The sequence below is a fragment of the Bradyrhizobium sp. BR2003 genome, from assembly GCF_009720285.1.
Classification (GTDB): Bacteria; Pseudomonadota; Alphaproteobacteria; order Rhizobiales; family Xanthobacteraceae; genus Bradyrhizobium; species Bradyrhizobium elkanii.
Genome location: NZ_SMYJ01000027.1, coordinates 107717 through 133154 on the forward strand (window position 1 = coordinate 107717; position 25438 = coordinate 133154).

A 25438-nucleotide genomic window follows, 5' to 3' on the forward strand; every position below is an offset into this window, starting at 1 on the left:
GACCTCTCCCCGCAAAGAGCGGGGAGAGGTCGAGGAAGTCAAGCCACCAGCCCCTTCATCGGCTTTACCGGGGCGCTGTCCGGAAACACGGCATCAGCCAGCACGCGCTCGCCGAGGCCGAACTGGTCGTGCAGCACGCCCTTGATCACGGCGCGCAGGTCGGTGGTCGGGGCGAGGTCGCGGGCCTGGTAGAGATTTGCGGGCTTGAGGCCCGGCCAGTCGGTAATCATGCGGCCGCCATTGACAGCGCCGCCGGCGAGCAGCGCGATGGTGCCGGTGCCGTGGTCGGTGCCTTCGGTGCCGTTGATGCGCGCGGTGCGGCCGAACTCGGTCGCGACCACGATCACGGTGTCGCGCCAGCGCGCGCCGAGCCCGCTCTGGAATTCCGCCAGCGCGCCGTCGAGGCCGCCGAGCAACTGCGCGAGGCGGCCGATCGGCCCGCCTTCATTGGCATGGGTGTCCCAGCCGTCGAAGGCGAGCGCGCCGATCCGCGGGCCGTCGTCGGCCGCCATCAATTTCGCGGCGCCGCGCGCCACGAGGCGCATCGCCGCCACGCCGCCTGCCCCTTGCTTCGGCTTCATCTCGTCGCCCTGCGCCTGCTTCTCGAGCTGCAAGCCTTGCGTCAGCGCGCTGGCCAGCGCCGGATCGCGATGCTCATAGAGATCGAGCAGCCGCATCGCGGTGTCGTCAGCGGCTTGCGGCAGAGCGGTCGGGGCCCAGCCGACGGTTGGCGCCGCGCCGCGCAGCACCAGCGGCGTGGTCGGGCCGACCGCAAGCGCGCTCGTCACCCGCTCGCCTTTCGGCAGCGCCTCCAGCGCGCGGTTGAGCCAGCCGGACTGCACGCGGCCCGGACCGGGGAAGCCGCTCTCCAGCACATCCTGGCCGTCGAAATGCGAGCGATCGCGATAGGAGGTCGCCACCGCATGAACGACCGCGGCCTGCCTGGCGCGATACATCCGCGAAAATTCCGGCATCGCCGGATGCAGGCCGAAGAACGGATCCAGCATCACCGCTGCGTTCGGGCCATCGGGGCGCAGCGCGATCGCGCCATGCAGGCCGGCATAATCGGGGTCACCGACCGGGGCGACCGTGGCAAGGCCGTCCAGCGCACCGCGCAGGATGATGGTCACGAAGCGTGGATCGCGGCCATCGGCGGCGCGTGCGAATTTCGGCAAATAGGCCCAGGCCGCAAACGAGGCACCGCCGAGCAGCAGCGCGCGCCGCGACGTCGCCTGCAGCATCAGGCTCTCGGAGCATTCCATCGTCATCTCCTCTGGAATTCGGGCGACATCAACAGCAACGCCAGCGCCTGCTGCCGCGATTCCGCACGCTCGATGGTGCGCCGTGTCTCGGGCGAGGCGGCATCGGCGGCAATGAGCTCGAGCAGGTCGCGCGGGTCGAACCGGTCGGCGAGCTGGGAGGCGACTTGCGCCGAAATGTCGAGCCTGAGCTTGACGCCTTCAGGCGCCGCCCACGCCGCGGCGGTGTCGGGAAATCCGTTCGGCCCGGCCGGCGACCACAAGGGCTGGCCGAGCACGTTGAGGCCGTTGAGATAGCGGCCCGGATCTTCGGGGTTGCGCGCCAGCAGGCGGCCGGATGCGACCAGGAATTCGTAAGGCGAACGCATTTTTGTCAGCGGCGGCTGCCAGGCCTCGTTCGACTGAACGAGCGCGGTGGCCAGCGCCCCGAGATCGCCGTCTGTTTTCGTGAACGTATCCTGCAGCCTCGTCACCAGCGCCGGCGGCGGATCGTCGGCGACGAAGTGGCGCGCGAACTTGGTCGCGATGAATTTCGCGGTCGAGGGATGCCGCGCGATGTCCGACAGCACCGCCTCGCCCTGCGCGACGCCGGCCTGCGCGTAGGTCTTGCCGAGCACCTGCTGCGGTCCGGGCTGATGCGCATTGGCATTGAACACGAAGCTGCCAGGCGTGCCGAGCTGGCCACGGCGGCCGGCAAAGGTCCAGCCGGTGATGACGCGCGCCAGCGCCGTCACGTCGTCCTGGGTGTAGCCGCCGCCGACGCCGAGCGTATGCAGCTCCATGATCTCGCGCGCGAGGTTCTCGTTCAGGCCGCGATTGCGGTTGATGCCCGCGCGCGATTCCGGGCCGAGCGATTGCTGGTTGTCGAGAAAGAACAACATCGCCGGGTGCTGCTCGACGGCCTTCAGCATGTCAGAGAAACGGCCGAGCACATGCGGACGGATCGCCTCGCGCTCGAACGAGCCGGCCCACATCCGCGCCAGCGCACCCTTGTTGGCGGAGATGCAGAAGTGGTTGGACCAGAACACCACGAGCCGCTCGACGAAACCGCAATCGGCGACCACGCCGCGTTGCAGGCGCGCCAGCGCCTCGGCGCGGAACGTCTTCTGAATGATGTTGAGCGGCTGCGCCGGCAGCCTGGGCGGACCGGCCTGCGGCTGCATCGTCGGAGGCTGCATCGCCGCATTGGCGTTGTCAGGCGCCTGCATCGCCGAATCCCTCCCGGCGATCTCCTTGGCGGCGGTGGGCAGCGACGGGTTGCGCCGCGGCTGCGGCTTGGCGTCCGGTCCTTGCGGCGGCGTCTCGCTCGCGCCTTGCTGCGCGGCCTTCGCGGCGTTGCGCGCCTGCTGGATCTCGAACTGATAGTCGAACACCTGCTTGCCGAGTTCGGGTGTCGAGAGCAGGCCCGGCACTTCGAGCAGCGCGCCGTTCGGACGCGCCAGTTCCGCCAGCACGAAACCGCGCGGATCGGAGGCCGCGTTGGTGAAGTCGCCGGACGCCCCGCCGCGGGCGCCGAATCCAAACCGGTTGAGGGCAACCAGCGCGGCTTGCGAATCACGGGCCATCAGAATTCCCTTAACGGCCTATCCCGGCTATATCTGTCGCATGGCATCATAGCGCGGTCCGGGATGAACCCGAGATTAATTCGCGCATTAAATCGCGGTTAGAATGGACCTCCCAGCAAACGATCGTTCGGAACCAGCAACTCCGCGCCGGCTTGCCTGCACGGCATGCGGCAGCGAATTTTCCTGTTCGCTCACGGGCGCATGCTGGTGCTCCGATGAGAGTTTTCGCCTGCCGATGCCGATCGACGGCGGCGACTGCCTGTGCCCCGCATGCTTGCGCAAGCTCGCGGAACAGCAAGCAGCGGTGAGTGCCACGTGAACGCACGCTGGACCGTCGACGCCGTCCTGCTCGACATGGACGGCACGCTGCTCGACACCGAGAAGGTCTACTTCGACAGCCTGGTCGCGGCGCTGAATGCATGCGGCTACACCGACGACGTCGTCGCGCTGTGTCACTCCATGGTCGGCCTTCCCGGCCCGGCCTGCGAAGCGATGCTGCGCGATCATTACGGCGCGGCGTTTCCGCTGGAGGCGGTCAACCTCGCCTTCCTCGACCATCGCGATCGGATGATGCGGTCGGGCCTGCCGCTCAAATCAGGCACGCTCGATCTGCTCAACGCCATCGCCGCCGCGGAACGCCCGATGGCGATCGTCACCTCGTCGTCGCGCCGTTCGGCCGAGCGCAACCTGACCCTCGCCGGCATCCGCGCGCGCTTCGACACGCTGCTGACGCTTGACGATGTCGCGCAGGGCAAGCCGGATCCGGAACTCTATCTCAAGGCAGCCACACGGCTCGGCGTGACGCCGGCGTCCTGCATCGCCGTGGAGGATTCCAACCATGGCGTCGCCGCCGCCCACGCCGCCGGCGCGATCACGCTGATGGTGCCGGACATGGCGCCGCCGACCGAGGAGACCCGCGCGAAATGCGCGGCCGTGCTGCCGGACCTCAACGCGGTGCTGGCGTTGTTGCGCGAGCGCGGCGCGCTCTGATCGCCATTGCGAGCGTCAGCGAAGCAGTCCATCGTCCTGCATATGCCCGGACATGTTGTCCGCACGCTCGCGGAGTGTCCATTGGCTGGTTGAGTTGCTACCGCCGCGCCAGATTGATCCTTCAGCACGGCGCCAGTAGCAGCATCATGCGCGCTGCTATTTCGTGATTCTGGGCCGCGTGGATGTCGGCGGCGTTGGCGCCGCTGGCTGAAGATTGAACGTCAGCCAGACGTTCCAGCCTGCTGGCCGATTTTCGTTGGCGAATTCGCCGTAGCCCTTCAGGTTCAGATATCCCTGCATGTCTCCGACCGGGAAAATGTAGCCAATCTGCGGGCCGACGCCCGCCACGCGCGACCGGAAGCAGCCGACACGATCGCCCGAGCCGCTGTCGCAGCCGAGTTGCTGATAGAGGTAACCGACGAGACCGACCTGCCACTGCTTGGTCAGGAATTGCGACGCGCCCCAGTCGAGATGCATGTCGACGCCGCTTTGATATTGGGTGGAGGGGTTGACGAAGTTGTAGGTAAATCCCAGCACCGTCGAAAATTCATGGCCAGTCTTCGGATCGAAATAGGTGTAGCCGCCGCCCGCGTCGATTGCCCAGTGCCCAATCCCCAAATTCGCTAGGCGGGTCGACTGGTAGGCGCCGGCCGGGAGGTCGGCGGTAATGTACGTCATGTAATTGTTGACACCTGCATTCCAGCGCAGCGCGAACTGCGGGATCAGGTCGCCGAATGCAATGAGCGAGCTGTCGATGCTGTCAAACCGGGAGAAGGGGAACGTGGCGCCGCCCGGTCCCGTCAATGTCCCAACGAGCGATCCCGCCAGCGACGTGGAGTTGGAGCCGTAGGTCGCCAGCAGGCTGGCAGAGGCCTGACCGCCCAGCACGGGTGTTGCAAAGGTATAAGTCCCGGCCACAAGGCCAAGATTCACGTTCGCATTGACGTTCGCGTTCACGGTGGCCGTCAGATTCGCGGGAAAGCGACCAAGCGTGATTTCGCGCGACCGCGCCACGTCGCCGCCGGCGGAGACAGAGGTGTGATAATAAACCGAGGTTACCGACCAGCCCGGCGCCTGCTGAGGAACAGCCGCGAGGCTGCCAAAAAATCCGGGTAGCCAAAAGCTGATGCCATTTTCATCGGCGCGAGCCGTTTGGTTGGAAAGCACCAGCAGAGCGGCAAGCACCCCAACACTCAAATGCCACAGCAAAAAGAAACTGCGTCCCAAACCCAGTCCAAGGTACCGCATCGCCGCCCCCGACTCTCGCGATCCCACCGTTGCCCCGGCGGGGTAGAAACTCGGAAAGAATAAGCCGACGCCGCCGTTGGTCCATGCGAAATCGGCATACTTGCGTCCAGCCGGCTCTTTATTGAAAGGCTGTGTTCATAACGCCACAGCCTTGGCACTTTTTGCATAGTCGTCAGGGCTCCCGACAAGGAGGGCGGCCTGACTCGATTGATCTAGATCAACATAATTAGGATGCACCGCTGGAAGCATCTTATCTTGTCTGTCCATACACTCTGTGTAGTCGGCCTCGCACTTCAGATACTTGATCGTCTTTTGACCAACCGTGGCGCTAAAACCCCGAAGCAACCGGCGAGCTAGAAAGCTGCCGAGAGGTGTTGCTCGGGCGATACTCGTAACTTTGAAACTCGTTCACTGCGAGTAGCTCATGCATGACGTTGGCGTCGCGGCAGGCGTATCCAATCCGGTGGCCGATGGCTTCGAACGCATCTCGCGCGCCACCGCATTCCCGGTCAATGGCCACGGCCTTCGTGAATCGGCAGCGTCTGGGAATGGACGACCGATTGGTATTCACCAAAAGCACGACGCAGACGCCCCGAGCGCCTGCTGCATCCCGCAAGATCCTCGCGGCCGGTCCGAGGGCGCGAGCTACGACCCTCGTTAGCCGAACGTCAGGATTCCACGCAAGGTGCTTGAAGGCGGCTCGCATCTTTGCGCTCCCAGCTACTGCCGCCGCTATCGTCCGGCCGCGCGTCATGCCGAGCCGATCGACACCTCAGCAAGCCATGTCGGCTTCAGGTGCATTACCAGGAAGAGGATCACGTCATGAGTAACGACACGATTCCAGAAATTACTGAGATGAGTACAGGGCCGATCAGTACAGGATTGAAACGCCGCGATCTCTTGTTGAGCGGTAGTTCGCTCGTCGCCGCTTCAGCACTCTCTGCCGTCGGGGCAACAAGCTTCGCGCAAGCGCAGCAACCAACGCCGACCCCGGCACCCGCGCCGGCCGGACAGCGGCCGAATATCGTCGTCATCATGGGGGACGATATCGGCATCTGGAATATCGGTGCTTACCATCGAGGCATGATGGCCGGCCGGACGCCGAACCTCGACAAGATCGCCGCAGAAGGCATGCTGTTTACCGATTATTACGCCGAAGCGAGTTGCACCGCAGGCCGCGCCAACTTCATCACCGGCGAGCTGCCGATCCGCACCGGCATGACAACGGTCGGTCAGGCCGGCGCCCCCACAGGCTTGCCGGCGGAGGCCGTGACCATTGCCACCGCGCTCAAAGGCATGGGCTATGCCACCGGCCAGTTCGGCAAGAACCACCTTGGCGACAAGAACGAGTTTCTGCCGACGGTGCACGGCTTCGACGAGTTCTTCGGCTACCTGTATCATCTCGACGCGATGGAAGACCCGGCCCACCCTGCTTATCCGCAGGACCTGTTGAACAAGGTCGGTCCCCGCAACATGATCCATTCGTGGGCAACCAATGTGGACGATGCCACCGTGGATCCGCGCTGGGGCAAGGTCGGCAAGCAGAGGATTGAGGACGCCGGAACGCTCTATCCCAAGCGGATGGAAACCGTGGACGATGAAATCCGAGACTTAGCCTTGAGTTTCATCGAAAAGGCCAAAGCCGACAACAAGCCGTTCTTCTTGTGGCTCAATCCAACCCGCATGCACATCGTCACGCACTTGTCGCCAAAGTACCAGGCGATGCGCAACTCCAAGAACGGTTGGTCGATTCACGAAGCCGGCATGGCGCAGCTCGACGACGATGTTGGCATCGTCATGCAGAAGCTCAAGGACATGGGCGTGGACGACAACACCATTGTCATCTTCACCACCGACAACGGCACCGAGGTCTTTACTTGGCCGGATGGCGGACAGACTCCTTTCGCGCAGAGCAAAGGTACCGTCATGGAAGGCGGCTTCCGCGCGCCGGCGATGATCCGCTGGCCGGGCAAGGTGCCGGCCGGCAAGATCGAGAACGGCATCATCTCCGGGCTGGACTGGTTCCCGACCTTGCTGGCCGCTGCCGGCAACCCGAACATTGTCGAAGAACTGAAGAAGGGGAAGCACATCGGGGACCGCACCTACAAGTGCCATCTGGACGGTTATAATCAGATGGACATGATTACCGGCAAGGGGCCGTCGAACCGGCACGAAATCTGGTACTTCGGTGAGAGCGAGCTCGGGGCTGTGCGCATTGACGACTACAAGTATCGTTTCATCGACCAGCCCGGGGGCTGGCTGGGCGAAAAAAGCAAGGTTGACGTGCCCTACCTGACCAACCTTCGCCTGGATCCGTTCGAGCGAACGGGCTGGCCTGACAGCGGGACCAAATACGGCGCGCAACAATACTTCGACTGGTTCAAATATGAGTTCTGGCGCTTCGTGTTCGTTCAGCAGGAGGTCGAGAAGCTGGCCATGACCGCGGTCGAGTTTCCGCCGATGCAGAAGGGCGCGAGCTTCAACCTCGATTCCGTGAAGGCGAAAATCGAGGCCGCCAGGACGGCAATGGCTAAGTGAGATTCTTAATCGTGTTGGGCGGCGTCCATGCCGCCCAACCCAGTCTTCTCCGGCCCTTCGATAACGCAGATCGGTTCACCGAAGTCCGCTTCCGGGAGTGGAGCGGGCCCATAGCGGACGGGCCTCCATGAGTACACGCTCTAACCCCGTTTGCGCGCCGGCTTCGCCAGCGCCGTCTCGATCAACGTGCGCGCGGCCTCGCCGGCGGTTTCCATATAGCTCGCGTCGCGGTGCAGCAGCACCACGGCGAACGATCCGTCCAGCAACAGCAGGATCTGCCGCGCCAGCTTGAGCGGATCGGCGATCCCCTCGTCCGCGACGGCCGTGCGCAGCCAGTCCTCGAACTTCTTCTTGTGTGCGGCGCCGATCCGGATCGCCGGATGCCCGGGCATGTTGGCGAGCTCGGCGGAGGTGCGCAGGAAGCCGCAGCCCTTCCATTTCGGATGCCGCGCCGAGCGCGCAAGGTTCTTGAAGATCGCCTCGACCTTGGCCGCCAGGCCGCCCTCGGCCTCCGCGAACCACTTTCGGAACAGCGCGAGATTGGGCTGGTCCCGCGCGGCGAGGTAGGCGGCGACGAGATCGTCCTTGCTCTTGAAATGATAATACAGCGTGCGCTTGGTCAGGCCGGCCTTGGCGGCGACCTCGTCGACGCTGACGCGGCGGATGCCTTCATTGTAGAACAGCGCGCTCGCCGCCTGGACGATGCGCTCGCGGGTGGGCTCGGAGGGTCTGGGCATGGCGCGTATGTATACTAACCAGTGAATATACACAAATCGCGGCCAGCCCTACATTCGGCGCTGACACCAAACAGCCATGCCGGAGAGCGCAACATGCCCGAACCCATCCTGCTCGAGATTACCGACGGGATCGCCCTGATCACATTGAACCGTCCGGAGCAGCTCAACGCGCTGAACTACGCGCTGATCGATCAGCTGATGGCGGCACTCGATCGCATCGAGGGCGACGCCGGCGTGCGCGCGGTGATCCTGACCGGCGCCGGCGCGCGCGCCTTCTCGGCCGGCGCCGACATCAAGGAATTTTCCGAGAGCGTCAAACAGGGCGCAGCCGTCGCGGCGCGCGATTTCGTCCGCCGGGGACAAGCCATGACCGCGCGGCTCGAGGCGTTCAAGAAGCCCGTGATCGCCGCTGTCAACGGGCTCGCCTTCGGCGGCGGCTGCGAGATCACCGAAGCCGTGCACCTCGCAATCGCCAGCGACCGCGCGCAATTTGCAAAGCCCGAGATCAAGCTCGGCATGCCCCCAACCTTCGGCGGCACGCAGCGCCTGCCGCGGCTGGCGGGACGCAAGCGCGCGCTCGAACTGTTATTGGCGGGCGATCCGTTCCCGCCCGAGCATGCGCGCGAGATCGGGCTGGTCAACCAGATCGTGCCGCACGATCAATTGCTGACCGCCGCGCGCGAACTCGCCGGCCGCATCACCAGGCATTCGCCCGGATCCGTCGCCGGCACCATCACCGCGGTGACGCGCGGGCTCAACATGCCGATTGCCGAGGGCCTTTTGGTCGAGAGCGAGCAGTTCGCCGCGCTGGTGCCGAGACGCGATCTCGCCGAGGGGCTTGCGGCGTGGAAGGAACGGCGGCCGGCGAAATATGTCGGGGCGTGAAGGCCCACCTCACAGCCGTCATTCCGGGGCGATGCGCAGCATCGAACCCGGAATGACGAATTTGCTGAGACCTGTGCCCTACCGCACCACTGCCGCGGTCTGCCCGAACAGCAACTTGCGCTCTTCCTCGGTGCGGATCGCGGGCTGGCCGAAATTCGGATTGACCTCCTTCGCCCTGGCATAGGCGCGCTCGGTCGCCGGACGCTTGCCGATCGTCTCCAGCCAGCGCTTCAGATGCGGGAAATCGTCGATCTCCTGGCCCTGGTTCTTGTAGGGCACGACCCAGGGATAGCTCGCCATGTCGGCGATCGAATAGTCGCCGGCGACGAATTCGCGGTCCGCCAGCCGCTTGTTGAGCACGCCGTAGAGCCGGTTGGTCTCGTTGACGTAACGATCGATCGCGTAAGGCAGCTTCTCGACGGCGTAGTTGCGAAAGTGATGGTTCTGCCCGGCCATCGGCCCGAGCCCGCCCATCTGCCAGAATGTCCACTGGATCGCGTCATAGCGGCCATGGATATCGGCTGGCAGGAATTGTCCGGTCTTCTCGGCGAGATAGAGCAGGATCGCGCCGGACTCGAACAGCTGTAGCGGCTTGCCGCCGCCCTTCGGCGCGTGATCGAGAATTGCGGGGATGCGGTTGTTCGGCGCGATCTGCAAAAAGTCCGGCTTGAACTGATCGCCTTTGCCGATGTTCACCGGGAAAATCTTGTACTCCAATCCGGTCTCCTCAAGGAACATCGTTATCTTGTGACCGTTCGGCGTGGACCAGTAGTGGAGATCGATCATGGGCGTGATCCTGCATTGCCAGGGACTGCCGATGTCATGCATCGGCAAGAAAGATGCGAATGCATGGAGTTGGGCGCATAACCGCACCCAAGTCAATGCCGCGCGCAATGCACCGCGCGCGAATGTGATCTGCGGGCAGCGCAAATGCCCGATTGAGCCCCGTCCCGATTGCTCCTAGGCTGCGGAAGGGATCGCGTGACGAATTTTCAAACATGGGGCATTGCAATGACACATGATTTGGCAAGGCGTGATTTCCTCAAGGGCTCGGCGGCGATTGCCGGCGCCGCGGCCGCGGGCGCCTTCTCCTGCGTCGAGATCGCCAGCGCCGCACCGATCGAGGTGCCGACCGTCGACAAGCTCTCGATCCGCGTGCTGGTCGATTCCAGCTTCGATTTGTTCTTCAAGCCGAAGCAGGCGGGCGGCGTCACCATCGCGTCGCCGCCGCGCTCCGCCGACTACCAGAAGTCGCTGCACAATGAATGGGGCCTGTCGCTGTGGCTGGAGTCGGAGGCCAAGGGCGCGCAGCGCACGCTGATGCTCGACTACGGCTACACGCCAGAAGTCCTGCTCAACAACATGGCGCTGGTCGGCGTCGATCCGTCGAAGCTCGACGCGCTGATCGTGAGCCACGGCCACTACGATCATTTCGGCGGCCTCAACGGCTTCCTCGACAAATTCCGCGACAAGCTGCCGGCCGACGTTAAGCTCTATGCCGGCGGCGAGGACAATTTCTGCCACCGCGTCAGCGCGACGCCGACCAAGGGCCAGTTCAGCGATTTCGGCACGCTCGACCGCCGCCAGCTCGCGGCGCAGCGCGTCGCCACGGTGCTGTGCGAAACCCCGACCGTGATCGCGGGCCATGCCTTCACCACCGGCAAGATCACCCGCCGCAGCATCGAGCGTGTGCTGCCGCAGACCTGGATCGAGTTCGGCATCAAGGACGGGCTCGGCTGCAACGCCAGCCACTATCTGCCGGCCGAGATGGACGGCAAGATCGTGCCCGACGAACACATCCATGAGCACGCCACCTGCTTCAACGTGCGGGACTTCGGCCTCGTCGTGATCTCGTCCTGCGGCCATGTCGGCATCGTCAATTCGGTGAAGCAGGCGCAGGAGGTCTCCGGCATCCAGAAGGTGCACGCCATCGTCGGCGGCTTCCACCTCGGACCGGCGCCGAAGGACTACCTCACCGAGGTGGTCGCCGAGATCAAGAAACTCGACCCCGACGTGCTGATCCCGATGCATTGTTCCGGGCTCAACTTCGTGCAGGAGGCGACCGCGCAGATGGGCGACAAGGTGCTGGTCACGACGACGGGCAGCCGCCTCTCCTTCGGCATATGATCGCGCCGATCCTGCGCGGCATTGCATTCGCTGGCGCGGGCCTGGCGAGCGCCGGCACCGGCCTGTGGCTGACGCTGGCGCCGGTGCTGGCCGCCGATGCGCCGCCGCAATCGGCGCGTTCGCCCGCCGAGATCATGGACATCCTGATGTGGAACAGGGAGCCGGTCGGCGGCCCGTTCGCGCTGACCGATCAGGCCGGCCATCAGCGAACCGACAAGGAGTTCCGCGGCAGGCTGATGCTGGTCTATTTCGGCTTCACTACTTGCCCGGACGTCTGCCCGACCGATCTGCAGGCGATTGGGCTTGTGCTCGACAAGCTCGGCCGCGACGGCGATCAGGTGCAACCGATCTTCATCACCGTCGATCCCGAGCGCGACACCGCGGCGCATCTCGCAGACTACGTGCCGATGTTTCATCCGCGCCTGATCGGGCTGACCGGCAACCTTGATACGATCCACAAGGTGGCCGATGCCTACAAGGTCTATTTCGCGCGGGTGCCGCTGAAGGACGGCGCCGACTACACCGTCGATCACACCGCCTACATCTATCTGATGGACCGCGACGGCAATTATCTCGGCTTCTTCCCGCCGGGGACGTCGGCCGACCGCATGGTCGAGATCATCCGGCCGAGGCTCGCCGAGCCGGCGCGCTAGCGCCGTATCGAGATTGCGCCCCCTCTCCCGCAAGCGGGAGAGGTGAAGGGGGCATCGATTAGTTTGGCATCACTGCATCCGCCTATGTGCGCGCAAAAAGCTCGCGCCGCTCTCCGTCACCGTCACCCGCATGCCCTCGACGGAGGGTCGGCGCGCGACATAGCCGCGGTCGACGGCGTCCTCCCAGATCGTCAGCCGCGGGCACGAGGTGCGCCAGACCTCGAGCACCTCGGCATAACGCCGCGGCTCGCGCGCGACCCACTCGACAAGATCGAGCACCAGGGCATCGGTGGTCTCGCTCATTGAACGTCTCCCGTCGTTGCGCGATCGCACCGGGTGCTGCGATCGGGAGGGGACTCATGCAATGTCTCCGCCGGTATTTCTGCGCCGCTTGGCCTCTCGCCGCAAACCGAGTTATCTTGCCCTTGCATCAGTTTTCCTGAGGGTTCATGCGACGGCTGCTCTTTCTCAACGGCATCAAGGCGTTCGAAGCCGCGGCGCGGACCGGCAGCTTCGCGGCGGCGGGCAGCGAGCTCAATGTCTCGGCCGCCGCGATCAGCCGGATGGTGCATCTTTTGGAGGAGCGGCTCGGCGTCGCGCTGTTCGAACGGAAGGCCAACCGCCTCGTCACCACGCCGGCCGGCCGCGCCTATCAGGGCGGGCTGACGCCGATCTTCGACGCGCTGGCGAGCCTCACCGCGCAGGTCACGGCGTCCGCGAGCGCGCGGGTGCTGACCGTCGGCGTCGGTCCGACCTTTGCGCTGAAATGGATGATCCCGCACCTCGCCGAGTTCCGCAAAGCGGAGCCCGACATCGAGGTACGGATCACGACCGGCGGCATGGCGGTGCCGTTCGCCGACGACTGGAGCTGCGGCATCCAGCTCGGCGACGGCCAGTGGCCGGGCCTCGTCGCCGAGCCGCTGTTCGCCGCCGATCTGATGCCGGTGTGCACGGCGCGGCTCGCCAACACCCTGAAGCGCCCCGCCGACCTCAAGGGCCCGAGCCTGATCCGCGTCGCGCATTCGCCCGACGACTGGCCGTCCTGGCTGAAGGCCGCGGGCGTGCCGCGCCTGACCGCGCGCGGGCCGGAATTCCAGTTCTACGGCCAGGCGCTGCAGGCAGCTAGCGACGGGCTCGGCATCGCGATGGGCATCCGGCCCTATATCGACGACGATCTCGCCGCCGGCCGGCTGGTGGCGCCGTTTGCGCTCAGCGTGCCCAAGGGCATGCGCTGGTATCTGGTCTATCGCGGCTTCCACGCCGAGCAGCGCGATTTCGCCGCGTTCCGGCGCTGGATCATCCGCGCCGCGGCGGAGCCCGCCGCCCGCCGCAAGGGAACGCGCAGTGCCTGACGAGACCATCGATACGCTGGTGATCGGCGGCGGCCAAGCCGGGCTCACCATGAGCCACCGGCTGAAGCAGCGCGGCATCGCCCATCTGGTGCTGGAGCGAGGCCGCATCGCCGAGCGCTGGCGCAGCGAACGCTGGGACGGATTGACGTTCCAGTTTCCGAACTGGTCGGTGCGGCTGCCGGAATTTGCGTTTCCGCACAGCGATCCCGACGGCTTCTCGGGCACCGCTGCCATCATCGCCTTCATCGAGGACTACGCCGCGTTCGTCGCGCCGTCGATCCGCTGCGGCGTTGCGGTCACCAAGCTGCGCCGCGATGCCGGCGGCTTCCTCGCCGAATTTGCCGGCGGCAGCATCGCCGCCCGCAACGTCGTCATCGCCACCGGCCCCTATCAACGGCCGCTGCGGCCCGACCTGCTGCGCGATCACCCCGGCCTGTTTCAGGTGGATGCCGCCGGCTACAGGAATCCCGCGCAATTACCTGACGGCGCGGTGCTGGTGGTCGGTGCCGGCGCGTCGGGCGCGCAGATCGCCGAAGAGCTGATGCGCGCCGGCCGCGATGTCTTCCTCTCGGTCGGGCGTCACAACCGCCTGCCGCGCCGCTATCGCGGCCGCGACCTGATCTGGTGGCTGGCCGAGATGGGCATCGACCGGACGCCGGTCGAGCAGCGCGGACCGTCGCGGCTGCTGCCGGTGATCTCCGGCGCCCATGGCGGCCACACCGTCGATTTCCGCCGCTTCGCCGCCGGCGGCGTGACCCTGCTCGGCCGTGTGACGGCGGCGCGCGACGGCGTGCTCGAGATCGCGCCCGACCTCGCCGCCAACATCGCCAATGGCGACGCCTATTACGCGACCTTCCTCGGGATCGTCGACGACTTCGTCGCGGCGCGCGGCCTCGATCATCCCGAAGATCCCTTGGCGCACCTCCGTTTGCCCGATCCGCCGTGCCTCGCCGCGCCGCTCGATGCGATCGACCTGCGTGCCGCGCGGATCAGGAGCGTGATCTGGGCCACCGGCTATAGCCTCGATCTGAACTGGATCGACATACCGGTGCTGGATGCCGACGGGGCGCCGCGACACCGCCATGGCGTCTCCGACGTACCGGGCCTCTATTTCCTCGGCCTGCAATGGCTGTCGAAGATGAAATCCTCGTTCCTGTCAGGCGTCGGCGACGATGCCGCGGTGCTCGCCGACCACATTGCCGGTCGCCGCTAGCGCATTGTCGTGCGAAGTGGAGGCCAGTTCGCGCGCGCAGAAAACGCGTCAGGCTCCGGTTCCCTTTGCTGGGCGGAAATAAACCCGGCGGGTTGTGAACTGCTTCACATTTGGCGCAGCGCGCTCGTGCTTCCTATGAGAATGGCATTTCGAGGTCGCACATGATTTACAGCGGTTTTGAGATCAAGTCGTTCGAAGTGGGGAAGGGGCAATGGCACGCCAGGGTTCAACGGGTCGATCAAAGGCCGGTCGTCATCGATGGCATGCTGTTTCCGATGCTCGACATCGGCTTTGCGTGGTCCGATCCGGATGCGGCGATCGCCGACGCGAAGCGGGCTATCGACCGGTTCCCGCAACGCTATGGCATGACAATGCCGGCGGCCGAAGCGTCGGCGTGACCGGCAACGTCGTGGTTGCCGCCGTCCCGCGATGCGAGCCGGATCCGGTCTGGCCGGCGCAGGTCCGCACCAGCTGCCCGGAATGCGCCGCTCCGCTCTCGCTGCTGCGCCTGATCCCCGGCCGCGCCGCCGAATACTGGACCATGCGCTGCGACAGCTGCGGCGGCATCCATCTCGACATCGTCGACCTGCCGCGGGCCTGAACTCCGCGACGGCGCCGCCTGCTGACACCCTGCTGTCAGCAGCCTCGCCGAGACGCAAGTCCAGCCGTCGTTTGCCCTTTTCTCGCTGCCGGACTCGTCCCATATTCGGGGCATGGCGAAGACACCGAACACTCCGAAAAAGCCCGGCAAAACCCCTAAATCCAAAGCACATCGGCCCGAGGTCCTCCCGATCGGGCCCGCGCTTGCCGAATTGCTCAATCCGGCGATCAACCGCGGCGATGCCGGCATGGGTTCGGGCACCGGCCTGCAGCCGCCGCCGGACAATTCCTGGGATCGCCGCGCCGGCGGCGAGGCCGCCGCGCATCGCGCGCGGGCGTCGACGCGCGAGACCAGCGAGGGCGTCGCCAGGCGCGATGCCTCCGGGCTCGAGGAGGCCCCGCAGGCCAATTACGGCACCTCGGCCACCATCCCGACGCTCGATCCGGAACTGGCGCGGCAGCTCGGCCTGCCGACCGCCGAGGACGACGAGGAGGCCCTGGCGCGGCCGCCGCGCAGCAAGATGGAGGCGCTCGGCGTCAAGGCGACCGCCGACGCGCTGGAGAACCTGATCCGCGACGGCCGCCCGGAATTCCGCAAGGACGACGGCTCGATGCGGGTGTGGACCCCGCACCGCCCGCCGCGCCCGGAGAAATCCGAAGGCGGTGTGCGCTTCGAGATCAAGTCCGACTATCAGCCGAAGGGCGACCAGCCGACCGCGATCGCCGAACTGGTCGAGGGCATCGACCGCAACGACCGCACCCAGGTGCTGCTCGGCGTCACCGGCTCGGGCAAGACCTACACCATGGCCAAGGTGATCGAGGCGACGCAGCGCCCGGCGCTGATCCTGGCGCCGAACAAGACGCTGGCTGCCCAGCTCTATGGCGAGTTCAAGAACTTCTTCCCCGACAACGCGGTCGAGTATTTCGTCAGCTATTACGACTACTACCAGCCGGAAGCCTACGTCCCGCGCACCGACACCTATATCGAGAAGGATTCCTCGATCAACGAGCAGATCGACCGCATGCGCCACTCGGCGACACGTGCGCTGCTCGAGCGCGACGACGTCATCATCGTCGCTTCCGTGTCCTGCATCTACGGTATCGGCTCGGTCGAGACCTACACCGCGATGACCTTCGCGCTGAAGAAGGGCGAGCGCATCGACCAGCGGCAATTGATCGCCGACCTGGTCGCGCTGCAGTACAAGCGCACCCAGGCCGAATTCACCCGCGGCACCTTCCGCGTTCGCGGCGACGTCATCGACATCTTCCCGGCGCACTACGAGGACCGCGCCTGGCGCGTGAACCTGTTCGGCGACACCATCGAGACCATCGAGGAGTTCGACCCGCTCACCGGCCACAAGCAGGACGAGCTCGAATTCATCAAGATGTACGCCAACTCGCACTATGTGACGCCGCGCCCGACCCTGGTGCAGGCGATCAAGTCGATCAAGTCCGAGCTGAAGCAGCGGCTCGATCAGCTCAACGACCAGGGCCGGCTGCTGGAGGCGCAGCGGCTGGAGCAGCGCACCACCTTCGATCTCGAGATGATGGAGGCGACCGGAAGCTGCGCCGGCATCGAGAACTATTCGCGCTACCTCACCGGCCGCCGCCCCGGCGAGCCGCCGCCGACGCTGTTCGAATATGTGCCGGACAACGCGCTGATCTTCGCCGATGAGAGCCACGTCACCGTGCCGCAGATCGGCGCTATGTTCCGCGGCGACTTCCGCCGCAAGGCGACGCTCGCCGAATACGGCTTCCGCCTGCCCTCCTGCATGGACAATCGCCCGCTCCGCTTCGAGGAGTGGGACATGATGCGGCCGCAGACGGTGGCGGTATCGGCGACGCCGAGCGGCTGGGAGCTGAACGAAAGTGGCGGCGTGTTCGTCGAGCAGGTGATCCGTCCGACCGGGCTGATCGACCCGCCGGTCGACATCCGCCCTGCCCGCACCCAGGTCGACGACCTCGTCGGCGAGGTGCGCGCCACCGCGGCGGCGGGCTATCGCTCGCTGATCACAGTGCTCACCAAGCGCATGGCGGAGGACCTCACCGAATATCTGCACGAGCAGGGCATCCGCGTCCGCTACATGCACTCGGATATCGACACGATCGAGCGCATCGAGATCATCCGCGATCTCAGGCTCGGTGCGTTCGACGCGCTGGTCGGCATCAACCTCCTGCGCGAGGGCCTCGACATTCCCGAATGCGCGCTGGTCGCGATCCTCGACGCCGACAAGGAAGGCTTTTTGCGCAGCGAAACCTCGCTGATCCAGACCATCGGCCGCGCCGCGCGCAATGTCGACGGAAAGGTGATCCTCTATGCCGACAGCATGACCGGATCGATGGAGCGCGCGATGGCCGAGACCACGCGGCGCCGCGAGAAGCAGGTCGAGTACAACGAGGCCAACGGCATCACGCCGGAGAGCGTGAAGAAGTCGATCGGCGACATCCTCAACTCGGTCTATGAGCGCGACCATGTGCTGGTCGAGATCGGCGACGGCGGCATGGCCGACGACGTGATCTCGATCGGGCACAATTTCGAGGCCGTGCTGAGCGACCTCGAAACGCGGATGCGCGAGGCCGCGGCCGACCTGAACTTCGAGGAAGCGGCCCGCCTGCGCGACGAGGTCAAGCGGCTGCGCGCCACCGAAATGGCCGTGGTCGACGATCCCACCGCCAAGCAGCGCAACGTGCAGAAGCAGGCCGGCGCCTATGCCGGCACCCGGAAATACGGCGATGCCGCCAACCTGCCGGTCAGCGCATTGAAGAACAAGTCGGCGCAGACCTCGCTCAAGGCGAGCCGCGGCGGCAAGGCCGGCTCGCGCGTGCACAAGCCCGACCTCGACGAAATGCACGGCCCGGAATCGCTGCCCTTCCGCCCCAGCGGTGCGCTGCCCGCAAAGCCGTTCGGCACCACGAGCCGCATCATCCAGCCAACCGACTCGCGGCAGTCGGGGCCCGAGTTCGGGCCGTCGCCGCGGAGCAGCGGTGGGACGCCCGGGAAGCGCGGCGGGTGGAAGAAGAGGTAGATCACGATTGCGGAAGCCGGCCCGGAGTTCGCCGCCCACAGACAGGTCCATTTCGCAGCCTAGTCCAGCCCCGAGTGCGAGAGGTGGCCGAATATCGGCTATTTCCAAGATACGACCGAACTGGGTGCAATTCAGCGATTTTGGCGCAGTGCAGTGGAGCATTCAGGAGACGGTCTAGATCCGCTTGACGACCCGGTAGCCCACTCGACTAAGGTGGATAAAAGAAGAGGTAGTAGATTTCCGTGACATTCGTTATGGTTGTAAGTGATTGACCAAACGGGATATGTGGTAGTCGGACTAAATGCGATTTTGGATTGGCCTTTTCTTCTCAAATGGCGGATTTCATAGACGAGCATTTGAGGAGGTGCTCGTTGTCGCAGCGGTTTCGATTTTTCCTCTCGTCATCTTACCATTCATTGCGAGCGCAAAGTCGACAGCGGAGACCCCGTTCCGTCTGACCACGGAGATTTGGTCCGCAATTTCTTCAGGACAGTTATACATCTATAGCTTCTCTTTGTTTGGCACGATTATCTGGTTATGTGTCGAGGATGTTTCGCAAAAGACCTTCGCCCCGAGAAAGTATTTTGTGATTGCTGCGATCCTCTCGGCGTTCTTGTGCCTGTTGGTCTACAGTGCTGACCCGACCTTGTCTAAGCCAATAAATCCCGTGCTCGTCCGAATTAGCATTTGGATCTACGCAATCTATCTGGCGATGTATCACGCGCTTTTGGTCTTCAAGATGTTGCGTGCTCCGGGGATCGACGAGACTGTCGAGGGGAATGTTGATCGATTGATCAGGACAAGTCGCCGGAATCGGGGACGCGAGAATGATTAGGCATGACGAACGATATACGCGTTATGCAGGACGCATAATATCATGTTCACGATACGTTCTCAAGATGGATAGTGGATAATTCCGCCCTCCGTCTTCGCAACATCTGCAGTGCCGAATGTCGACCCTTCACCTCGTTCCTCCCGATCTAGTAGAGCGGTACCACGTCAAAGAATGGAGGAATGCGACAGGCATCCCCTTTCAGCACCAGCCGCTGAAAGTACGGGCTCGGCTCACCGCCATAGGTCAGCACGGGATCGCTGGTGAAGCCGAAGCGGCGGTAATAGGCGGGATCGCCGAGCAGGACGCAGCCGTCGGCATTCACTGCGATCAGGCGCGTCAGTCCCGCGCGGATCAGCGCGCCGCCGATGCCCCGGCGCTGCAGCCCGGGGGTGATCGGCTCACGCACAACCGTCTCTGGAATGCTGGTTCACCCGCATGCGCGGGTGATGACGCTGAGCGAGCGGTTTGACATGTGAAACGAGGGTGCGGCGGCCTCGCGCCGCTATCCCGATCGCTTGTTGCTGGTGTTCTGGGTCAGGTTGCCGTGCGCGGCCTGCTCGCGGATGTTGTGCTTCTCGTCGTCGCGATGGCCCTTGGTGGTGTCGATGGGAACGCTGGGGGTGCTGCCGGGGCCCTTATGGCTCTTGTTGTCGTCCGGAACGGGCTGGATGGTCTTTGTCTTTGGTTTCGTCATCATCGTCTCCGTTACGCATGGAGACAACGCAGCCGGTGCGGCGGGCGTTCCCGGAACGACACGTCGTTCCCGGAACGAAACTTCACGTTGAGATGTGCCTTCACAGCTGATCCTACAGCTTCTCCTGCTGCGACGGCTGCGCCTGTTGCTGCTGGCGCTGCCGAGCCTGCTCCTTGGCGTGATGGCGGCCGTAGAGGCAACCGGCGGCGGCGCCGAGCATGCCGTGATGGCCGGCATAATGACCGGCGACGCCGCCGACGATCGCGCCCTTGATGCAGCCCCTGGCGTCGGCGGGCGACGCCGCGGCGAGCGCGCCGGCGGCAATGACGGACGCGAGAACAATCGGTTTCATGATGCGGCTCCAATGCAATGCTGCCGCATCAACGGCGAAGCGGCACCGCCGGTTCCGAGAAGAAGCGGTTCACCATCGACCTCGCCGCCGGCAAGGCGGCGTTGGATTAGCTGTCATCGAACGCACCGCGACAGCGAGCCGGCGCGATCTCACCGGTCGGCCCCGGAGGAGCTCAAGGCCTCGTGGCCGGCGTCGGCGCCGGCTCACCGTCGCGCGGTGCGCGCTCGCATGATCTATTTGGAGACAACCGGGGCGGCGACAGCAAGCGGCATGGTGTTTCTCATAAGGAACTCCTGATCGCGGATGCGTCGCCCACGCCGAACCAACCGGGCGCGCGCCGGGAGGTTTCATTAACTCGCGGACAGTTGGCACCGCATGCTCCACGTCTGCGAGGCGAGGCCGGTTCAGCCGATCAGTTCAGTTTCTTGCCGTCGTCGGTCACACCGTCGAGGAACACGCCGGTTTCGCGGTTGAGAAACTCGACATCCGCCGGGAAGAAGCCGCCGGCCGAGGCGTGGCCGGTCACGGTGCCCGGGCTGATCGTCTTGATGGTCACGCCTGCGATGTTCTGGCCCATCTGGTTCGGCTCGAATTCGGGATTGAGCAGGTCCTTGGTGCCGGTGAGGATCAGCGTCTTCGCCTTGATCGAGCCCAGCGCCTTCGCGGTGTCGCCGCCGAACCCGGCCGTGGTGCCGACATCGTGCCGGTCATAGGCCCAGCTCTGGTAGATCCAGTCGTTGGCGTCGAACAGTTTCCACAGCGCGGTCTCCTGCTCGGCCATCCAGGGCAGCACGTCGGGGCCGGACTTGAACTGCGCCGCATACATGTCGGGCGTGCGCGCTGCGAGCAGCGCGACGATATCGCGGAACAGCTTGAGGCCTTTCTCCGGCGGCGCCTCGTAATTGCCGTCCTTCCACGCCGGATCGTTCATGATCGCCTTGCGGGAGGCCTCCATCACCGCGACCGACCAGGCCGGCGTCTTCGCAAGCGGCACCATCGCAACCAGCGCGTCCATGAAGTCCGGATGGCTGACGCCCCATTGCAGCGCCTGCATGCCGCCCATCGAGGGGCCGACCACGGCGACGACATGGTCGATGCCGAGCTTCTCCTTCATCAGCCGGTACTGCGATTCCACCATGTCGCGGATCGCGAATTTCGGAAACTGCATCCGCGGCTGCGCCTTCGAATTGCTCGGCGACGTGGTCAGCCCGTTGCCGATCGCGTCGGTGCAGACGATGAAGTACTTGTCGGGGTCGAGCGCCTTACCGGGGCCGATCATGAAATCGAGCCGGTGATGATTGCCCGAGATCGCGGTCACCATCAGGATGGCGTTCGACTTCTTCGCGTTCAGAGTGCCGTGGGTGACGTAGGAGATCGAGAAATCCTTGATCGCCTCGCCGCTCTCGAGCTTGAGATCGCCTTCGTTGTAGAGCTGGTGGGCAGGCTGCTGGGGCGTGTGTGCGGAGGCGGGCGGGATCGCCGGGCATGCCAGCAGCGACAGGATCGCGGCGACGTGGGTGATGCGCTGCATTGGTCTCTCCCCATCGGGGGCGGCTCTGTTCGGCCGCCTTCCGCCGCGAAGCATACGGGCCGGCCGTGCCGCGGCAAGGCCGCGGCACAAAGTTTTAGATGGCGCGGGCGCGGAATAAACCGCCGCCTGCACCGCGACGGCCGCCGTCGTCGCATTGCGCGAACCGGCGCGCCGCCTGCATTTTGTGCCACGATGCACGCGCTGGTTGCCGAACCTAATCGCGTCTCGCGCGTCAAACATATGTTGTTTGATTGCGGAATGCTCCGGCTCACAATGCCGGGCCAGAGCGAGTCGGACCGGCGGAGTCGATCATGGGCGAGGATTTGAACCGGCAGCGCGTCTTGAACTTCCTCGACGTCTACTATGCCGGCGGCATCGAGGGCGCGCTCGATCGCTGCAGCGACGACGTCGCGTTTCTCGCCAACGCCCCGATCGACATTCTTCCGCATATGGGCCAGCACCGCGGCAAGGCGGCGCTGCGCCAGATGTGGACCACGATCCACGAGCGCTATTCCGACATGCGCTACGAGGCGCCGATCGTGGTGACCCAGGGCGACCGGGTCGCCGCGCAGCTGCGCGTGTTCTTCCGCAAGCGCAACAACGCCCGCGTGGTGCAGTTCGACGTCGCGGTGTTCTACACCCTGCGCGACGGCAAGATCACCGAGATCCGCGAGATCATCGACACCTTCGACCTCGTCCAGCAGGTGCTGGAGCGCGACGTCGCGGCGGCGCTGACCGGCCATGACGACATCGCTCACGCAAATTCGCAACGCCGCCGTTGAACCTCGCCGGCCCGGCGCTGACCTATGACTGGGCTTGTTGCGGTCGGGGCTGAAATCATCATGAAAGTCGCATTGCTCGCTGTGCTTGGCCTGGCGCTGGGCGCCCTTGGCGGCGCCGCCTTCGGCATCGGAGCCGGGCTTAGCTGGATCGGATTGGCCAGAACCTCGGGTATCGACAGCGGAACGCTGGTGTTTTTCACCTTCATGCCGCTCGGCGCCGCGATCGGCGGCATCGGCGGCGCGCTGCTGTTCGCGGTGGTGGCGATCCGCGACGCCGAGATCGTGATCGAGCGGCAACCGGTGCGGCAGCGCGACCGCTGAAATGCGGTGACCGGAGGATTTTCGAGCGAAGCCTGCCCCCCGCACGTGATGCGGGGTGGTGGACGTCGCGTCAAGAAAACGCATCAGAACCAGAATCTGGAACCCCGTTCCGATCCTGTCGGAACGGGATTCCAGAGGGCGGCGGTCACATTCCGGTAAAATTCCGCGCAATTGTGCATTGCAAAAAAGTCATTTGCGTTTTTGCCGTTCCGCACTATTTCAGCCCGCAATAGCGATGTGCAGCAACCTGGCAAGGCGTCGGCGCTGACCCCTGCCAGTCGTTTGCGTTTGAAAATCCAGTTTCAGGACAAGGCCAAAATGACAGAGCATAGTCTCTGGCGTTTTTCGCGCGCATTGCATCGCGCGATCAACGAACGCCAGCTTGCAGATATCGAGCCCTTGCTCGACGACGAGGTCGAATGGTCCATCTACGGGCCGATCGACCTGTTTTCCTTCTTCGGCGCGCGCCGCGGCAAGGCCGCGGTGCTCGAGGTGATCAGGCAGATCGGCGAGAACCTCAGGGTTCACCGCTTCGACCGGGAACAGATCATGCTCGGCGTGGATTCCGCAGCCTCGATGCTGCGCTATTCGCTGACGGCACTCGACTCCAACAAGCCGATCTCGCTCCGGATCGCGCATTTCGCGCAGTTCAAGGCCGGCAAGCTGACCAGCTTCCGCGTGCTGGTCGACAGTTTCGACCTGGTCGAGCAGACCGTCGGCTACCCGATCCATCTGCCGCGCATCGCGGTCTGACGGCTTTTCGATTTCACGCCTTCGTCATGTCCGGGACCTGAAAGCGCGAAGCGCGTCTTCGCGTTCAGGCGGCCCGGCAGCGGCGGCCTGTTTTGCCAGCCCCGAACGGCCGCGCTCCGGGACGCGCCGCGCGAACCCGCAGCGCGTTTGTCCCGGACATGACGATCACGCGTTGATCACTTGCTTTCAGAGCGCCGATGCCACAATTTTGCGCCTCGGCAAACGCATGCTGCGGCTCTGGAATTTGCGGGCTGGGAATGACTTTCACATTACGATTTGGGTGGGCAAGGCTGCCGGTGCTGGCGGCCGGCTTCGGCCTGGCGATGGCGCTGTCGGCCGCCGCGCAAACCCCGCCATGGCAGATCGCTCCCGCCGCCCAGGATACCGCAGCCGATAACGCCGAGGCTGCGGCCGACCAGGAGCCGCCGGCGGCCAATGCCAATGACGCCGACATCCTGAAGGACATCGACGAGAGCAAGCTCGACTGGAGCCAGCTCGACACCGATTCCACCAGCCTGCCGACGCTGGCGCCGAAGCGTGCGGCGAGGCCCGCCAGCGTCGCCGGCAACGATCCATCCTGGTCAACCAACAACAACGGCAACGGCTCGTCGGCGGTATCGGTCAAGCAGTCGATCTCGCCTTTCCTCGACACCCGCATCGGCGCCGACGTGACGGTCGCGAGGCAAGGCACGATGACGACGTCGGAGCAATTGTCGGAGCGGCTCGCCAATGGCGGCAGCCTGCCGCAATCCGGCGGCTCGGCCTGGGCTGCGATCTCGACCGGCGGCGTGGCCTCGATCTGGGACAAGACCTCGGTCGAGGCGCGGGTCGATCCCTCCGCCGACCAGAGCAAGGTCGGCACCTCCTTGAGCAAGTCGGTGCCGCTGTCGGAGCAATATTCGCTGACGCTGCAGAACGGCTACAACCTCATCCAGCAGGGCGTGGTCCCGGTGCCCGGCATCATCAGCCACCCCTCACGCAGCTACGACACCGATCAATCGGCGAGCCTGTCCGTTAACGACACCGGCACCAGCATCACGGCAGGCCAGACGCTGTCGACGTCCGACGACAGATGGCTGCGCCGGATCGGCGCCGAGCAGAAGCTGTTCGACGGGGTCACCGTCTCCGGCTCGGTCGGCGAGACCTCCCAGGGCACGACCAACAAGAGCATCAGCGCCGGCTACAAGCGCTCATGGTGAACGGTCTGTTAGCTCTATCGCGCTAAATGATCAGGCATTGCCGCAACTTGGCCCAGATGCGGTCAAATTCGGCGGCACTGATAGGTCCGTAACTTCATCAATTCGTCGTGCGGGGGACAAGCCGCGCTTCGCTATTGCGAACAAGGGGAAAGCCGATGAACGCCACCAACCGTACCGAGGAAGCCGAAGTCGAAACGACGTCCGAGGTCGACACCAACCTTGCCGCGGTCTCGGAAGTCGAAGCCGGCATCCGCGACTTCGTGCGCAACGATATCGCCTATCTGCGCCGGCCGGTGGCGAGCCCGGAGACCGCGCCGACCGACACCAACACCGATGCCACCGTCAGCAACGTCAACTCGCTGATCCAGCGCGTCGCCGGCACCTCGCTCGCCGAGATCGAGAAGCTGATCGGCGAACTCGAGAGCCTGCGTGACCTGCTGCATGCCGAGGGCCAGCGCGTCCAGCGCGAGATCTCCGGCTATGCCCAGCTCAGCCAGGCCGCGATGAAGTCGACGCGCATGATCGCCGACAACGTCTCGCAGTGGAAGCGCGCCGCCGACGGCCTGCGCAACAGCTGATCCGGATCCGCCTTTTAGGATTGGCAGCCGCCGCCTCCTGGACAGGGGGCGGCGGCTTCGCTTTGCGGCCGCGATTCAGCGCAGAACGATTCATTATTCAGCGCGGTGTAAACTCCGCGACGTCAGTTTTTGCAGAAGCCGATTTGAACTTCGGATGCCGAGCCCGCCTCCAATCCGGAATTCGCGTCCGGACCGCGCCT

The 25438-nt window shown here is 64.8% G+C and carries 26 protein-coding genes and 1 pseudogene; 17 read left to right on the plus strand and 10 right to left on the minus strand.

Going from position 1 to position 25438, the window contains the following annotated elements:
• Window positions 1-38: 38 nt before the first annotated feature.
• Window positions 39-1268 (minus strand): DUF1501 domain-containing protein, encoded by a 1230-nt coding sequence (locus tag E2I15_RS21900; protein ID WP_137479017.1) that lies wholly within the window; start codon window positions 1266-1268, stop codon window positions 39-41.
• On the minus strand, window positions 1265-2824 hold the full coding sequence (locus tag E2I15_RS21905) for a DUF1800 domain-containing protein (protein WP_137479016.1): 1560 nt from the start codon (window positions 2822-2824) through the stop codon (window positions 1265-1267). Before E2I15_RS21905 ends, E2I15_RS21900 begins: the two co-directional genes overlap by 4 nt.
• A gap of 315 nt (window positions 2825-3139) precedes the next feature.
• Here E2I15_RS21905 and E2I15_RS21910 point away from each other — a divergent pair, with 315 nt between their 5' ends.
• Window positions 3140-3814, plus strand: a complete 675-nt coding sequence (locus tag E2I15_RS21910; protein ID WP_137479014.1) for an HAD family hydrolase — start codon at window positions 3140-3142, stop codon at window positions 3812-3814.
• 156 nt (window positions 3815-3970) lie between these two features.
• Here E2I15_RS21910 and E2I15_RS21915 read toward each other — a convergent pair whose 3' ends face one another.
• Entirely contained in the window at window positions 3971-5041 is a 1071-nt protein-coding gene (locus tag E2I15_RS21915) for a SphA family protein (protein WP_422109841.1), read from the minus strand.
• Between the two features lie 478 nt (window positions 5042-5519).
• Between E2I15_RS21915 and E2I15_RS21920 the strand changes: the two are divergent.
• Window positions 5520-5888 (plus strand): annotated as a pseudogene (locus E2I15_RS21920) (SUMF1/EgtB/PvdO family nonheme iron enzyme); the annotation flags it as partial.
• Window positions 5885-7600, plus strand: a complete 1716-nt coding sequence (locus E2I15_RS21925; protein ID WP_155262507.1) for an arylsulfatase — start codon at window positions 5885-5887, stop codon at window positions 7598-7600. The pseudogene E2I15_RS21920 and the gene E2I15_RS21925, both read left to right, overlap by 4 nt.
• A gap of 140 nt (window positions 7601-7740) precedes the next feature.
• Here the strand turns inward: E2I15_RS21925 and E2I15_RS21930 are convergent, their stop codons facing one another.
• Complete coding sequence (locus E2I15_RS21930) at window positions 7741-8337, minus strand: TetR/AcrR family transcriptional regulator (RefSeq protein WP_137479012.1); 597 nt, start codon at window positions 8335-8337, stop codon at window positions 7741-7743.
• A gap of 93 nt (window positions 8338-8430) precedes the next feature.
• Between E2I15_RS21930 and E2I15_RS21935 the strand changes: the two genes are divergently transcribed.
• Window positions 8431-9222, plus strand: coding sequence for a crotonase/enoyl-CoA hydratase family protein (locus E2I15_RS21935; protein WP_137479011.1), 792 nt, complete (start codon window positions 8431-8433; stop codon window positions 9220-9222).
• Between the two features lie 78 nt (window positions 9223-9300).
• Here E2I15_RS21935 and E2I15_RS21940 read toward each other — a convergent pair whose 3' ends face one another.
• The gene (locus E2I15_RS21940; RefSeq protein ID WP_137479010.1) at window positions 9301-10008 is read right to left on the minus strand and encodes a glutathione binding-like protein; all 708 of its coding nucleotides are present in this window, start codon (window positions 10006-10008) and stop codon (window positions 9301-9303) included.
• On the opposite strand from E2I15_RS21940, the gene E2I15_RS21945 reads away from it, so the two are divergent.
• The 3 genes from E2I15_RS21945 to E2I15_RS21955 are packed head-to-tail and all read left to right on the plus strand — an operon-like array spanning window position 10007 to window position 12002.
• A complete protein-coding gene (locus E2I15_RS21945; RefSeq protein ID WP_137479009.1) occupies window positions 10007-10186 on the plus strand; it encodes a hypothetical protein in 180 nt (59 codons plus the stop codon). The genes E2I15_RS21940 and E2I15_RS21945 overlap by 2 nt on opposite strands.
• 47 nt (window positions 10187-10233) lie before the next feature.
• A complete protein-coding gene (locus E2I15_RS21950) occupies window positions 10234-11349 on the plus strand; it encodes an MBL fold metallo-hydrolase (protein WP_137479008.1) in 1116 nt (371 codons plus the stop codon).
• The gene (locus E2I15_RS21955) at window positions 11346-12002 is read left to right on the plus strand and encodes an SCO family protein (protein ID WP_137479007.1); all 657 of its coding nucleotides are present in this window, start codon (window positions 11346-11348) and stop codon (window positions 12000-12002) included. Before E2I15_RS21950 ends, E2I15_RS21955 begins: the two co-directional genes overlap by 4 nt.
• Before the next feature lie 69 nt (window positions 12003-12071).
• Here the strand turns inward: E2I15_RS21955 and E2I15_RS21960 are convergent, their stop codons facing one another.
• Window positions 12072-12305: a hypothetical protein gene (locus E2I15_RS21960; protein ID WP_137479006.1), complete on the minus strand. Its 234-nt coding sequence runs from the start codon at window positions 12303-12305 to the stop codon at window positions 12072-12074.
• Between the two features lie 146 nt (window positions 12306-12451).
• Here E2I15_RS21960 and E2I15_RS21965 point away from each other — a divergent pair, with 146 nt between their 5' ends.
• The 5 genes from E2I15_RS21965 to uvrB all read left to right on the plus strand — a co-directional run bounded on the left by E2I15_RS21965 (window position 12452) and on the right by uvrB (window position 18193).
• The gene (locus tag E2I15_RS21965; protein ID WP_018273588.1) at window positions 12452-13354 is read left to right on the plus strand and encodes a LysR substrate-binding domain-containing protein; all 903 of its coding nucleotides are present in this window, start codon (window positions 12452-12454) and stop codon (window positions 13352-13354) included.
• On the plus strand, window positions 13347-14567 hold the full coding sequence (locus tag E2I15_RS21970; protein WP_137479005.1) for an NAD(P)-binding domain-containing protein: 1221 nt from the start codon (window positions 13347-13349) through the stop codon (window positions 14565-14567). The genes E2I15_RS21965 and E2I15_RS21970 overlap by 8 nt, the downstream gene beginning before the upstream one ends.
• A gap of 110 nt (window positions 14568-14677) precedes the next feature.
• Window positions 14678-14965, plus strand: a complete 288-nt coding sequence (locus tag E2I15_RS21975) for a hypothetical protein (protein WP_246668071.1) — start codon at window positions 14678-14680, stop codon at window positions 14963-14965.
• The gene (locus E2I15_RS21980; RefSeq protein ID WP_155262508.1) at window positions 14962-15168 is read left to right on the plus strand and encodes a zf-TFIIB domain-containing protein; all 207 of its coding nucleotides are present in this window, start codon (window positions 14962-14964) and stop codon (window positions 15166-15168) included. Before E2I15_RS21975 ends, E2I15_RS21980 begins: the two co-directional genes overlap by 4 nt.
• Window positions 15169-15280: 112 nt before the next feature.
• Complete coding sequence (uvrB, locus tag E2I15_RS21985) at window positions 15281-18193, plus strand: excinuclease ABC subunit UvrB (protein WP_137479004.1); 2913 nt, start codon at window positions 15281-15283, stop codon at window positions 18191-18193.
• A 980-nt stretch (window positions 18194-19173) separates the two neighbouring features.
• On the opposite strand, the gene E2I15_RS21990 is transcribed toward uvrB, so the two are convergent.
• The 4 genes from E2I15_RS21990 to E2I15_RS22005 form a co-directional block, all read right to left on the minus strand.
• The gene (locus E2I15_RS21990) at window positions 19174-19434 is read right to left on the minus strand and encodes a GNAT family N-acetyltransferase (RefSeq protein ID WP_338134465.1); all 261 of its coding nucleotides are present in this window, start codon (window positions 19432-19434) and stop codon (window positions 19174-19176) included.
• 96 nt (window positions 19435-19530) lie between these two features.
• Entirely contained in the window at window positions 19531-19722 is a 192-nt protein-coding gene (locus E2I15_RS21995) for a hypothetical protein (protein WP_172646835.1), read from the minus strand.
• A 112-nt stretch (window positions 19723-19834) separates the two neighbouring features.
• Window positions 19835-20074, minus strand: a complete 240-nt coding sequence (locus E2I15_RS22000) for a hypothetical protein (protein WP_137479003.1) — start codon at window positions 20072-20074, stop codon at window positions 19835-19837.
• Window positions 20075-20486: 412 nt separating this feature from the next.
• A complete protein-coding gene (locus E2I15_RS22005) occupies window positions 20487-21605 on the minus strand; it encodes an alpha/beta fold hydrolase (RefSeq protein ID WP_137479002.1) in 1119 nt (372 codons plus the stop codon).
• A 311-nt stretch (window positions 21606-21916) separates the two neighbouring features.
• Here E2I15_RS22005 and E2I15_RS22010 point away from each other — a divergent pair, with 311 nt between their 5' ends.
• The 5 genes from E2I15_RS22010 to E2I15_RS22030 all read left to right on the plus strand — a co-directional run bounded on the left by E2I15_RS22010 (window position 21917) and on the right by E2I15_RS22030 (window position 25238).
• On the plus strand, window positions 21917-22387 hold the full coding sequence (locus E2I15_RS22010; RefSeq protein WP_137479001.1) for a nuclear transport factor 2 family protein: 471 nt from the start codon (window positions 21917-21919) through the stop codon (window positions 22385-22387).
• 60 nt (window positions 22388-22447) lie between these two features.
• On the plus strand, window positions 22448-22708 hold the full coding sequence (locus E2I15_RS22015; RefSeq protein WP_137479000.1) for a hypothetical protein: 261 nt from the start codon (window positions 22448-22450) through the stop codon (window positions 22706-22708).
• A 318-nt stretch (window positions 22709-23026) separates the two neighbouring features.
• Window positions 23027-23461, plus strand: coding sequence for a nuclear transport factor 2 family protein (locus E2I15_RS22020; protein ID WP_170991521.1), 435 nt, complete (start codon window positions 23027-23029; stop codon window positions 23459-23461).
• A 257-nt stretch (window positions 23462-23718) separates the two neighbouring features.
• Window positions 23719-24660, plus strand: a complete 942-nt coding sequence (locus tag E2I15_RS22025) for a hypothetical protein (RefSeq protein WP_155262509.1) — start codon at window positions 23719-23721, stop codon at window positions 24658-24660.
• A 155-nt stretch (window positions 24661-24815) separates the two neighbouring features.
• Window positions 24816-25238 carry a hypothetical protein gene (locus E2I15_RS22030; protein ID WP_016841371.1) on the plus strand — a complete coding sequence of 141 codons (423 nt, stop codon included), beginning with the start codon at window positions 24816-24818 and terminating at the stop codon, window positions 25236-25238.
• The last annotated feature ends 200 nt before the right edge of the window (window positions 25239-25438 follow it).